The organism is Nostoc sp. DSM 114161, from assembly GCF_052692665.1.
On the sequence record NZ_CP195141.1, the window covers coordinates 7,966,781 to 7,979,810 of the forward strand.

Annotated in this window: 10 protein-coding genes; 7 read left to right on the forward strand and 3 right to left on the reverse strand. The window is 38.4% G+C overall.

Annotated features, from left to right (window positions below):
• Nucleotides 1-108: 108 nt before the first annotated feature.
• The 3 genes from chlG to petP form a co-directional block, all read right to left on the reverse strand.
• Entirely contained in the window at nucleotides 109-1,152 is a 1,044-nt protein-coding gene (gene chlG / locus NSTC745_RS33400) for a chlorophyll synthase ChlG (RefSeq protein WP_445634859.1), read from the reverse strand.
• A 118-nt stretch (nucleotides 1,153-1,270) separates the two neighbouring features.
• A complete protein-coding gene (locus NSTC745_RS33405; RefSeq protein WP_445634860.1) occupies nucleotides 1,271-2,371 on the reverse strand; it encodes a Get3/ArsA fold putative tail anchor-mediating ATPase NosAFP in 1,101 nt (366 codons plus the stop codon).
• Between the two features lie 118 nt (nucleotides 2,372-2,489).
• Nucleotides 2,490-2,681, reverse strand: coding sequence for a cytochrome b6f subunit PetP (gene petP / locus NSTC745_RS33410; protein WP_445634861.1), 192 nt, complete (start codon nucleotides 2,679-2,681; stop codon nucleotides 2,490-2,492).
• A 234-nt stretch (nucleotides 2,682-2,915) separates the two neighbouring features.
• On the opposite strand from petP, the gene NSTC745_RS33415 reads away from it, so the two are divergent.
• The 7 genes from NSTC745_RS33415 to NSTC745_RS33445 all read left to right on the forward strand — a co-directional run bounded on the left by NSTC745_RS33415 (nucleotide 2,916) and on the right by NSTC745_RS33445 (nucleotide 12,971).
• A complete protein-coding gene (locus NSTC745_RS33415; RefSeq protein ID WP_445634862.1) occupies nucleotides 2,916-3,686 on the forward strand; it encodes a Uma2 family endonuclease in 771 nt (256 codons plus the stop codon).
• A gap of 18 nt (nucleotides 3,687-3,704) precedes the next feature.
• A complete protein-coding gene (locus NSTC745_RS33420) occupies nucleotides 3,705-4,460 on the forward strand; it encodes a Uma2 family endonuclease (protein ID WP_445634863.1) in 756 nt (251 codons plus the stop codon).
• 231 nt (nucleotides 4,461-4,691) lie between these two features.
• Nucleotides 4,692-5,537, forward strand: a complete 846-nt coding sequence (locus NSTC745_RS33425) for an ABC transporter permease (RefSeq protein WP_445634864.1) — start codon at nucleotides 4,692-4,694, stop codon at nucleotides 5,535-5,537.
• Nucleotides 5,538-5,612: 75 nt separating this feature from the next.
• Nucleotides 5,613-7,004, forward strand: coding sequence for an ABC transporter ATP-binding protein (locus NSTC745_RS33430; RefSeq protein ID WP_445634865.1), 1,392 nt, complete (start codon nucleotides 5,613-5,615; stop codon nucleotides 7,002-7,004).
• A 152-nt stretch (nucleotides 7,005-7,156) separates the two neighbouring features.
• A complete protein-coding gene (locus tag NSTC745_RS33435; RefSeq protein ID WP_445634866.1) occupies nucleotides 7,157-7,678 on the forward strand; it encodes a class I SAM-dependent methyltransferase in 522 nt (173 codons plus the stop codon).
• A gap of 22 nt (nucleotides 7,679-7,700) precedes the next feature.
• Nucleotides 7,701-9,887 (forward strand): methyltransferase domain-containing protein, encoded by a 2,187-nt coding sequence (locus tag NSTC745_RS33440; protein WP_445634867.1) that lies wholly within the window; start codon nucleotides 7,701-7,703, stop codon nucleotides 9,885-9,887.
• Nucleotides 9,888-10,265: 378 nt separating this feature from the next.
• On the forward strand, nucleotides 10,266-12,971 hold the full coding sequence (locus tag NSTC745_RS33445) for a rhamnosyltransferase WsaF family glycosyltransferase (protein ID WP_445634868.1): 2,706 nt from the start codon (nucleotides 10,266-10,268) through the stop codon (nucleotides 12,969-12,971).
• The last annotated feature ends 59 nt before the right edge of the window (nucleotides 12,972-13,030 follow it).

The following is a 13,030-nucleotide window of genomic DNA, read 5'->3' on the forward strand; positions in this document are numbered from 1 at the left end:
TATAGAAGTATAAGTTTCTTGGTTGAGTGCTTAGGAGATGGGGAGCTGGGGAGGTGCGGGAGATGAGGGAGAATAATAACTCCTAACTCCTAACTCCTAACTGTTTTGTTAAATCCCAGCATGGCCGAGTGCTAAACCAACAACGAGCATTCCCAAAACTAGGAATGGTTGGGCGCTAGCTTGGTACTTAACGTCATTAGCCACAGGATCGCGTAAAAAATAGATATTCTGCAAGATGATTTGCGGGATGATTAACAGTATTAGTATTCCTGCATACAAATTCTCATGGATGTAAACGAGATAAGCTGCAATGAATCCTTGAAATACATCAATTGTCAGTACGCAAATCCAGGCGGCAGTGTTGATACCAAACATGACGGGTAGCGAATTTAACCCTAACTGCCGATCGCCTTCTACACTCTTGAAGTCGTTGACAATGGCAATACCCAATCCAGCTAAGCTGTAGAACATTGTCAAAATCACAATTGTAGAATTGAGGTCGCCAAACAAAGCGTGTCCTGTAGACCAAGGCAGGGTAATATAGCTTGCACCCAAGGCGTAGCTACCCAGCCAACCGTTTTGTTTGAGTTTTAGGGGAGGCGCAGAATAAATATAGGCGATGAAAGAACCGATAATAGCGATCGCACCAATCGTGGGGAATTCATGACCAGCCCAGACATCGAGCAAAAATGCCAAACCAATACCGCCAATTAATAATACCCAAATCTGCGTAATTACCTGGTTGAGAGAAATTGCTCCAGAGGGAATCGGGCGATAGGGTTCATTGATGGCATCGATTTCGCGATCGTAGTAATCATTGAGGATTTGGGTATAACCTGTCATCAATGGCCCAGCCAGGAACATACAGGCTGCTACCTTCAAAACATTTTCTAGCGTCCAGGTATAGTTACCAGAAGAAGCCGCACCACAGACTACGCCCCAAATTAAGGGAATCCAGGTGATGGGCTTCATCAGTTGCAACCGGATTTTCCAAATTGAAGTTTCTCCTGGTGATGCACCTTTCATCCCCAGCAATTGCCGAGTTTTGGCAGTGCGTTCAGTTACTATTCCTTGGTCGCTAGGATTATCGATGGCTGAGTCTAATGCCTCAGCGGGTTTGGAATCTGGGGTAATGGGAGTTAGTTCTGACATAAGGCGTATTTCTTTAGAGTGAGGAGTGAGGAGTTATGAGTCATGAGTTATGAATTATCATTTTTATTCCTAACTCCTCACTCTTAACTCCTAACTTTGTTCCTAATTCCTAACCAAATTAAAACGAAATTATCAAATAATTATTCTGAAACTTTGCTCCAGCAATAGGTCTACCACTTAGAGCCGGGGGCAAGGAAATATTCCGCCGTTGGTCTCCTGCTTCCACCGTGACTTCTGGGCCATACTGGGTAAGTTTGACCTGTTTTTTGTCAAATCCTGGTAAGAATAAGCGTACCTGACGATTGTGGATGTCAATTTCAATTGGTTTGGGAGCCTGTACTGCTTGGGCTTCAAAATTAGGTAGGGCATCTATGAGTGTTTGCCACTCACCTGTTGTGGAGTCGGGAATGACGCTCACAGGTAGAGGTGTAAATTCCTCTGACAACTTGATGTTTGTCTCGGAAGATACAAACAGAACGCCACCGACAGTTAGACCGATTTGTTGAGCGCTACCCCATAAATACCGGGCACTTGCCACCTCAATCGGGTCTTGTGTCGTCACCAAAAAAGCAGCAACGCGCTTGGGATCGGCAAGAGCAGCTCTACCTTTGTCTAACAAATTATTGACTTGGTTAGTAGGCCCTGCAAAGTTGTCTGCTGTCCAATTGACGTTGAAAAAACTACTAATTAGTGGTTGAATTAAAGGCGATTCCACAATTGTTTTGCCTAAGTCAGAGTTAACAAACAATTGCCGGAATCGCCGGACGTACCAACTCAGAGACTCTGGCAATCCGAGCATCCGCAGGGTTAAAGAGTCACCTGTGCCATCGTAGACGATCGCATCATATTTGCCACTGGCATCGTATTCCCGAATAGCATTCAGGGCAAGGGCGCTGTCCATTCCCGGTAATGCTACCAATTCTTGACCAAAAACGTCTTTGAATATGGGTGTACGGAGGTATTGTGCCTCAAGTTTCTTTACTTCTTCCCAGTTGCTCTCTAGTAGTACAGATGCTTGAAACTTTACTACTTGCAAATTGGGTGCGATTTCCTGAGGTTCGGAACCAACAGGAGTACCCAGCAGGATTGACAGTGTTGGTTCTGCTAGTCCTGCTAAAAGTACGCGCTTGCCTTGGCTTGCCAATAATTTGGCGGCGGCGATCGCAATTTTGGTACGAGCGGTGCCGCCTTTGCCCAAAAATGTCAATATTAGAGCCATTATTTGATTCCTCTTTTCACCGCCGATCTTCAACTCCAACTTAGCATTCAACAAAGATTCTCAACCTGGGCTTTCAGATTCACAATTCAACAGAAAAATCCGTTTTTGAGTTTTTTCCCTACACAGGCTTGATTTCATCTTCAAAAAACCAAGTAGAAGAATTATCCTCAAACTGCACTACTACACCGATTCCTTGACCATCGGTGACTTTGTACCCTTGGATAACACCCACTTGTCCTAATTTTTTCGCAATGGGAGAAGAAACGCGATCGCGCAAACGATATACCTTAACCTTTTGTCCGATTTCCATGCCTGATTACAATTTCAGATAAACCAGTCTCAGTTTAGCTGAATCCGTGACTCAGCTCTCATAAATTCAATAGAGAAGTGGGGAGGTGGGGAGATAGGAAGATGGGGAGAATTTATAACGGGCTGAACGCCCCGCTACCGCTAACAGGACTCGCTGTTTGGCCCATAACAAATGACAAATAACAAATGACAAAAAGCTTAAAATTAAATCAACAACCAAACAGGTACAACGATAATGTTTGTCACAGCGCAACAGCTAGAACAACAGATGCCCGATGCAACTCGGTTGTTAAGTGATGAGCCGGAGATGGAAACTTCATTACACTACATGCAGCTATTGTTGCTAGTAACTTCCCTTGAGTGGCTGTGGCGCGATCGCAATGATTTCTTTATAGGTGCGAATTTAACAATTTATTTTAGCCGTCAGCAGTTGCGAAATCGGGATTTTCGCGGCCCCGACTTTTTTTTAGTCAAAGACACCGAAAAGCGATCGCGCAATTCTTGGGTAGTTTGGGAAGAAGATGGTCGTTATCCAGATTTGATTATTGAATTACTTTCTGAAAGTACAGCTGATATTGACCGAAATTTAAAGAAGAATCTTTATGAAAATCGATTTCACACGCCAGAATATTTCTGGTTTTCGCCAGAAAATTTGGAATTTGTCGGTTTTGAATTGGTAGGCAACAAGTATCAAGAAATTACACCAAATGCGCGGGGATGGCGTTGGAGCGATGTGCTGGGGCTGTATTTAGGCGTAGAAGCAGGTAAACTGCGTTACTTTACACCAGAGGGTGATTTAGTTCCAACACCAGAGGAAGCTGCGATCGCAGCACAACAAGTGGCTATTGCAGCACAGCAACAAGCATCTCAAGCACAGCAACAAGCATCTCAAGCACAGCAACAAGCATCTGAGGCACAATTGCGGTTGGAACAAGAACAGCTGCGCTCGCAACGGTTGGCAGAATATTTGCGATCGTTAGGAGTAAATCCTGATAGTTTGAGTTAAGCAACAAAGGTAGCAGTCATGTATCAAACAGATCCCCCCCGTCCACCGCAAGAAACCATGCCTACGATGTATGATTTGCCTAGTGAATTAATAGGGGAATCAGGTTTGCCAGATGAATTTCACTGCATTCAGGCGGATTTGCTGACTGAGACTTGTCAACCTCTGACTTATCCATCTGAAGAAATTTTACTTGCTAGCGATTTAAATCTCTACTACGATCCCCGTCATACTTTATGGTACAAGCGTCCTGATTGGTATATGGTTCTGGGAGTAGCTAGTGCTACTCAACAGCAAGATCTACGCTTAAGTTACGTCATTTGGCAAGAGGGAGTTGTGCCTTTTTTAGTCGTGGAATTACTCTCACCTGGCACAGAACAAGAAGATTTAGGAAAAACCCTGCGCGAGGTCAACAAGCCTCCAACCAAGTGGGAAGTATATGAACGTATTTTGCGAGTTCCCTACTACGTTATTTATGACCGCTATGAAAATCATTTGCGTGCCTTTCAACTTCAAGGCACTCGCTACGAGGCAATTTCCTTACCAGAGAACCGCTTTTGGTTGGAAGAATTAGAACTAGGATTGGGTCTGTGGCAAGGTACTTACCAGCAGACAACAGGCTTGTGGTTGCGTTGGTATGATGCAGCAGACTGGGTGCCGACATCAAAAGAAAAAGCTGAACAAGAACGCCAACGGGCCGAACAAGAACGCCAACGGGCCGATAGATTGGCAGAGTATTTGCGATCGCTCTCAATCGATCCAGATACTTTTAGTTAAGCATAAAATTGCCCTTCAATAAACAAAGCAATGTTGCCGATAAAATTTATATTTCTAGTAAAATACACTTGGCTATAGCCGATTCATTGTATAATCACCAAGACAATTTCGGGAAAATTTGGTGGTAACAATTATTTTCCAAAAAACATTAAGTATATTTTTATAGCTATAAGGCTTTCAAGGAATTGGGTGTGTAGGTAGTGAACGAAGAAGCAGGAGTTGTTACGAACAATGCGAGGATTTATACGTCAAGCGCGAAGGCTCAGGCGCATAGTACCTGTAAATGAAGGATGGTGGGCAAAATTTAACTTGCTGAGAACTTTGGTCAGGCGGGATTTAGAAGCGCGGTATAAAGGTTCTATTTTAGGTAATTTGTGGCCTGTGCTAAATCAGCTATCACAATTACTTATTTATACCTATGTGTTTTCGATTGTGCTGAGAGTGAAGTTGAGTATCAAAAATTTACCAGAAAATAACTTGACTTTTGGTTTGTGGCTATTTGCGGGTTTGCTTCCCTGGATTACTTTTTCAGGAGGATTGATACAGTCTGCTAGTTCAGTTGTAGTACAGCCGAATTTAGTCAAAAAGGTTGTATTTCCTGTAGTTTTGTTACCGCTCGTGCCAATTTTATCAGCATTCATTGAGAGTTACTTCGGTTTAATAGCGTTGATTTTTTTTGTGGCGGTAAGTTCTCATACTTTACATGTTACCTTGGCGCTATTACCCTTGGTATGGCTAACCCAATTATTGCTCACAGCAGGATTGGGCTATTTAGTAGCAGGACTAACGGTATTTTTGCGAGATATTCCGCAGACTTTAGGGGTGATTTTAAATCTTTGGATGTATTTGACACCGATTATTTATCCAGCATCAGCAATTCCAGAGGAATGGCGGGGATGGGTATTTTGGTTAAATCCAATGACAGGAATTGTTGAAGTATATCGAGATTTAATTTTAGCAGGAGAAGTAAAACATTGGGGTGAGTTTGGAGTTTCGTCAATAATTGCGTTAGTAGTTTTTTGTGTAGGATTGTGGTGTTATCGCCACCTGCGTCCAGCTTTTGCAGATGTATTGTAAAGACGAATTTTGCAGTTGAGACGCATAATTGTCTTTAATTAATAACGTGGCAGTTCTGAGGATTAATAGCAAAATATGGGAGAAAAAGCTGCAATTTCCTTGAAGAATATATCTAAGTGCTTTAAACGATATGCTCATCCTGTAGAGCGACTCAAAGAGATTGTTTTACCAGGAAGATGTAGAGCAGATGAATTTTGGGCATTACGCGATATTAATTTGGATATTCCCAAGGGAGAAACTGTAGGAATTATTGGTCAAAATGGCTCTGGTAAAAGTACTTTGCTACACATCATTGCTGGGACTCTGACTCCAACTACGGGTGCTGTAAAAGTTAATGGTCGAGTTTCCGCCTTGCTAGAGTTAGGAAGTGGATTCAACCCAGAGTTTACTGGGCGACAAAACGTATTTTTTAACGGACAGTTACTAGGCTTAAGTAAAATAGAACTTGAGCAAAAATTTGAAGAAATAGCTGCATTTGCAGATATAGGAGATTTTATTGATGAACCTGTTAAAACTTATTCCAGCGGTATGTTTGTCCGCTTGGCATTTGCAGTAGCTATTAATGTGAATCCCGAAATTTTGATTGTAGATGAAGCTTTGTCTGTAGGAGATGGCGTGTTTGTGCATCGCTGCATGGCAAAAATTAAAGATTTTCAAGACTCTGGTGGAACTATTTTGTTTGTGTCTCATGATATAGCATCTGTGAATCGCCTTTGTTCCAGCAGTATTTGGATTAATCATGGTCAAATTGTTGAACAAGGTGCTCCATTAGATGTTAGTAAATCATACCAAGCTTGGGTATATAACAAAATAAACGATGGAATTAAAAAAAAGACAGAACGCTTAAGTGATTCGCAACCAGAGATAGAAATTATCAAAAATTCCAAAGGTAACATAGAAGTTAAATCCGATAAATATATAGAAAATTTAAATCAAAATTGTTTTACGGGTAAAGAATTTCTGGCATTTCCGACAGTTAAGAGGTTTGGTACCGGACGTTGTGAAATTTTAAGTTTAGAAATTTTTAACAAGGAAGGGCAAAAAACAGGTTTTGTTATGCCTGATGATACTTTGATAATCTGCACAAAAATTGTCAGTCACGACTACGTTGAAAGTCCAATTTTTGGTATTACAATGTATGACAGATTAAGAGTACCGATTGCTGGATGGAACACAGACCAGTATAAGTATCCATTACCAAAATTTGAAAAAGAAAAACTGATTAGTGTGATTTTTAGCATAAAATGGCCTCATATTAAAAGTGATAATTATTCACTTGAACCAGCTGTAGCCGATGGTAGCCAGGAAAGCCATGAAATGATGGATTGGTTGCAGGCTCCTGTTGCGATAGAATCCGGGGTTACCGATTTAACTTTTGGTTTTATTAGATTTACTAAAGTTACCGTTTCCCATGAAGTAGATATTTTCTTAACAAATCAATTATTAACAAATACCTTAGTCAAATGATTTGTTATTGTTGCGGCTCCAGTAACTTAAATGCTTACGATGTTCTGTGGAAAGAATTAATCGATGAATGGCGTATAGCACCTTATGAAGTTGAATATATTAACAAACAGCAAGGTCTACATTGTATAGACTGCAAATCTAACTTACGCTCAATGGTACTAGCCAAAGCAATAATGAAATGTTTTGGCTATACAGGTTTTTTTAAAGATTTTGTTAAACAGAAAAAAATCCAAAACTTACAAATCTTAGAAATCAATGAAGCTGGGAGTTTAACAAAGTTTTTAGTCGAAATACCGAGTCATACTTTAAAGGTATATCCGGAAATAGATATGATGAATATGAAAATTGCAAATATGACTTTTGATTTGGTTGTTCATTCGGATGTTTTAGAACACATCAAGCATCCAATTCGAGGTTTATCGGAGTGCTACAGGATATTAAAGCCAGGTGGATATTGTGCTTTTACTATACCTATGGTTGTTGATAGGCTAACTATTTCTAGAGAAGGGATGCCTGCAAGTTATCATGGTTCTCAAGAAAATCAACCAGATTTTGTAGTTCATACAGAATATGGATGTGACGCGTGGAAGCACGTAATCCAAGCAGGATTTACAGAGTGTCGGTTGTTCTCTGTTGACTATCCTTCTGCACAAGCTTTAGTAGCAGTAAAGTAATTTTATCAAATTCATAGGAAGTATGGAAATTACAGGTGAGAGATATGTTCCTTCTCTAAATGGTCAAATTAAATATGAGCATCTACATCGATATGCTCTATGTGTTGACTATGTAGCTGGGAAATCTGTATTAGATATTGCTTGCGGTGAGGGATATGGTTGTGCATTACTCGCAAGTGTAGCCAAATCAGTTCTTGGAGTTGATATTAATTCTGAAGTTGTAGAGTATGCCACTAAAGAGTATAGTACTCATAAGAATGTAACATTTATGGTGGGTTCGTGCGACTCAATACCGCTACCCGATAATTCAGTTGATGTAGTAACATCTTTTGAAACAATCGAGCATCACGATAAGCATGAAGAAATGATGCAAGAGATTAAGCGAGTTCTTAAGCCTGGTGGAATATTAATTATTTCCTCTCCTAATCGCTTAACTTATTCAGATGAACCTAAATATTCTAATCCATTTCATGTCAAAGAGCTTTATTATGAGGAATTAACAGCCCTATTAAGACGTTATTTTGATTATGTTGAAATTTATGGGCAAAGAATGGCTATAGGATCTTTCATATTTAAATTAGAAAATTCTCAAGCAAACATTTTTCAAGCTTTTACAACAGATGCTAACCAAGTCAAGCAAAAAGTTTCTAGCTTAAATGCACCAATTTATTTTTTTGCGATATGTTCAGATAAGAGTCTTACTAATAACCCAAATATTGATTCAGTTTATATTGATAGCCAGGATGATTTATTGAACTGGATGGAAATAGGTTGGCGTCAAACTGGGGACGTTTTAGAGCAAACACGATTACAACTACAACAAACACAATCAGAATTACAGCAATGTCAATCTAAATTACAACAAACTCAAACAGAATTACAGCAATCACAATCTCAAGTGCAACAAACTCAAACAGAATTACAACAATCTCAATCTCAAGTGCAACAAACTCAAACAGAATTACAGCAATCCCAATCTCAAGTGCAACAAACTCAGACAGAATTAAAACAATCCCAATCTCAAGTGCAACAAACTCAGACAGAATTAAAGCAATCTCAATCTCAGTTACAACAAACTCAGACAGAATTAAAGCAATCTCAATCTCAGTTGCAACAAACTCAGGCAGAATTAGAGCAATCTCAATCTCAGTTACAACAAACTCAAACTAAGTTAAAAGAGTTAGAGTTAGAGCTTCAACAAATGAAAGTCAATTTCCAGAATACTCAGAATCAAGTTGAGGCAATGGAGACAAGTAAATTTTGGAAGTTACGAACACAATGGTTGAAGGTAAAAAAGTTTTTGAATTTGGTTAATAAGAGGGAAATGGAAGACAAACCAACTAGTTCTAGAGAACTGCGGGATGTTTTTCATAATTTTAATAATGAAGATTGGCTCAAAGTACTTTTACAAAGTGTAAAGAACCCAATAATTAATGGCATAGAGTTACCTGGATTTCCATCTGATGAAATACAAATTTCATCAGTAGGTTCCACTGCAAAGTATAATCTTCAAGAAGCTTTTAATTTTTACTGTATTATTAAAAAATACTTGTCTTCATTTGACCAGAATTTATCATCGGATAGCCATGTGTTAGATTTTGGGTGTGGTTGGGGAAGAATTATTCGTTTTTTCCTCAAGGATGTTCCTATAGATAATGTCTATGGTGTGGATGTGGATGAGGAAATGATAAATCTTTGTAGAAAGACTGTAAAGTATGGAAAATATAACGTTGTTAACTCATCGCCTCCATCTAACTTACCTAGTGAAAGCTTCGATTTAATCTATGCTTACTCAGTTTTTTCTCATCTCAATGAAGCAACACATATTAAGTGGATAGAAGAATTTTCTAGAATACTAAAACCCAATGGATTACTAATTGTTACAACTCGAAGCAGATCGCATTTAGATTTATGCCGTTCGCTGCGCGAGCAAGGATCTCACAACGATTCACACGCACAGGGATTAGCTAACTCATTTGTGGATTATCATGCTGCCTTAAGCGCATATGATAATGGAAAATTTTTACATGAAGCGACTGGTGGAGGAGTCTCCAGACCTGCATCATTTTATGGAGAAACTTTGATTCCCCGTGGCTATGTAGAGCGAGAATGGACACGTTTTTTAATATTTCGCGATTTTATGTATGACTCTGCTGTTATTCCACAAGCAATAATTGTGATGCAAAAAGCAGCATCAACTATTTCTTAAAGTTAGCTAAAAAATCAAGCTTGATTTTTATTGACCTCATAACTCAATGCAGTTCAGCTAAGCTTTTTTATCTCTCTCTGTTTCCCCTATTTACCCGAGCAGATCGATTTCCTTAGCTGAACCGTATTGACTCATAACTCAGATTAAAGTAAAGATTAAAATGCCTAATGATTAAGTTGTTTTATATGAAAATACTTATGCTTGTGTTTATATATAAAACAACTTAAAATGTCAATCAAACAGAGGATAATGTGAAATCATAATATTTATTATGATATTAAAAAAACGAAATAGAGTAATTGATTTACTAATTATAATTAAGTTGAGTTACATACTATTGATGCAGTTAATTATTATGTAGTTTCTCGGTGCATACCAATGTCGTTTATTTATTCTGTCGATATCCCAATTCCAAACGTAGTGACTGTAGGACAGGGTACTTATATTCCATTTTCAGGCTGGTGCTTAGATACAGACGAGCAAATTAGAGGAATATCGGTCTCCATAAACGAGAAAATTCATTCTCTCACACATATCAATGATTTGAGGACTGATGTATTTGCTGTTTACAAATCTATATCTCCTGCTTATAAAAGTCTTAGTTCCGGTTTTTATGGAATGATTCCGTTTGTCAAAGACGACATCGGTAAAAAATTAAAATTGACTCTGAATTTTTACTACAGCGATCGCGTAAATTCTTTAGATATAGGGTATGTGTACTGTCAAGCCAACAATGCAGTAGAAACAGTATCTAAATCAAAGGTTAATCCCGATCTTAATGAGCCTTTGATTGCGATTTGTATGGCTACATATAACCCGAAAATTGAGAGTTTTAAGAAGCAGATAAATTCTATTATTAACCAAACTCATAAAAACTGGATTTTAATAGTTAACGATGATAAATCTTCACAAAAGTCCTTTAAAGAACTTTGCAAAGTCTGTGAGATAGATCCGCGCATTCATGTTTATCGTAATGATTCAAATCTAGGGTTTTATAGAAACTTTGAAAGAGCTTTAGAAAGAGTTGGTGATGTTGCTGAATATATTGCATTTTCAGATCAAGATGACTATTGGTATGAAAATAAACTAAGCCGTTGTTTGGCCAGTATGGAACCGGATGTCAGTTTGGTTTATTCTGATATGCGTATTGTTAAGGAAAACGGAGAAATAATTTTTAACACTTACTGGGTTAATAGAGAAAACTATTATGAAGATATTTCCATGTTACTGCTAGCGAATACTATTACAGGTGCAGCTTGCTTGTTTCGCCGCAGTTTAATGCATGTTTTGTTACCTTTTCCTTATCCAATCGGGCAAATTTTCCACGATCAATGGTTATCAATAGTAGCAAGATCTATGGGAAGAATAGCTTACATTGATGAGCCACTATACGATTACATACAGCATAGCTCAAATATAATTGGTCACGCCGATTTCCAAGTTGCCTCACCATCAGAACGTCTATTTAAATTATTGAAGCTGACAAAGAAATTTATTTTTAGTCCTCGTGATTCTATTAAAGCAAACTTAAAAGCCTATCTTCAAAGAGGATGGACAATTTATCAATGTGAATTTCGTAGATTGGAACTAATGGCAGCTAATCTGCGTTTACGAGTAGGAGATAAAGCTGTAACCGATCTCTCTGTTTTGAATATGTTCAACGATAGATGGTTTTCTATTTTCCCTCTGTTAAAAAAACATATATCACTAATCCAAACACATACTACCAATCATGCAGAGTGGCGATTACTCCAATCTCGTGTTTTAGTGACTCTATCTAAACGTTTGGTATTAAATTTAAATAAACTATCAGCTGCGAAAAGGCAGACATCTAATATACTTGCCGAACCAGCGTGTGTAACTACAACAAAAAAAAATAGCTTCCAAACAGCACTAGAAGCAAAAATTGCACCTTTGGAATTAGATATTGGCGAATCTCAGCCAATTCGCGTTAACTTAGTGATTCCAGAAATTAATTTCAAATATTTATTTGGTGGATATATTGCCAAATTTAATTTTGCGATTTTACTAGCTAAAGCTGGATTAAAAGTTAGGTTAGTTATTGTTGACAAATGCGACTTTCAACCGCAAGAGGTTACTGAGGGTATGATCCAATACCCTGGATTAGAAGACTTATTAAATTACATTGAGATATCGCTTCACCATAATCGTGAAGTTACATTGCCTGTTAATCCCCTTGATTCATTTATTGCTACGACTTGGTGGACTGCTCACATTGCTCATCACGCATCTACTCAATTAGGACATCCCGAATTTTTGTACTTTATTCAGGAATTTGAGCCATTTACATTCTCTATGGGGGCTTACTTTGCTATAGCCCGTCAGTCATATGACTTTCCCCATTCAGCATTATTCTCAACTGCTTTGTTGATGGAGTATTTTCAACAGCAGAACATTGGGGTATTTGCATCAAAACATAAAAATTCACCATTAATTGCATCTTTTGAGAATGCAATTCAAACTTTTGAATTGCCTGCATTAGCTCCGAAAAAAGCTACTAAAAAATTGCTTTTTTACAGTCGCCCCGAAACTCATGCAGCACGCAATATGTTTGAGATTGCTTTGATGGCACTAAATAAAGCAATAGTCTCTGGTGTGTTTGATACCGAAGATTGGGAATTTTACGGCATAGGAACTGAGCAATTAAAGCCATCTGTGCCTCTTGCAAATGGACGATCTTTGCAGATGCTAGGTAAGGTAAGCTTAGACGAATACTGCGAGTTACTTCCAGAACATGATTTAGGGTTAGCTCTGATGTATACTCCTCACCCTAGTTTACTGCCATTAGAAATGGCTGCCGCAGGTATGGTAGTAGTAACTAATACCTGCATGAATAAGACAGCAGAACGACTCAAAGATATATCGAGTAATATCCTAGCAGCAGAGCCTACAGTAGATGGAGTAGCAGAAACTCTTGCGAAAGCTGTTATACTGTCGAACGATTGGAATTTGCGTCTAACAGGCTCAAAAGTCAATTGGTCTTCTTCATGGGAACAAACATTTGATAGAGAATTGATAGCTAAAATCAAGAAAAAACTTAGCCATGAGGAAAGATATGTATGATAAAGGGCTTCTATATTTAGTTTTATTACATAAAATAAAACTCTTTTAATTTACATTCA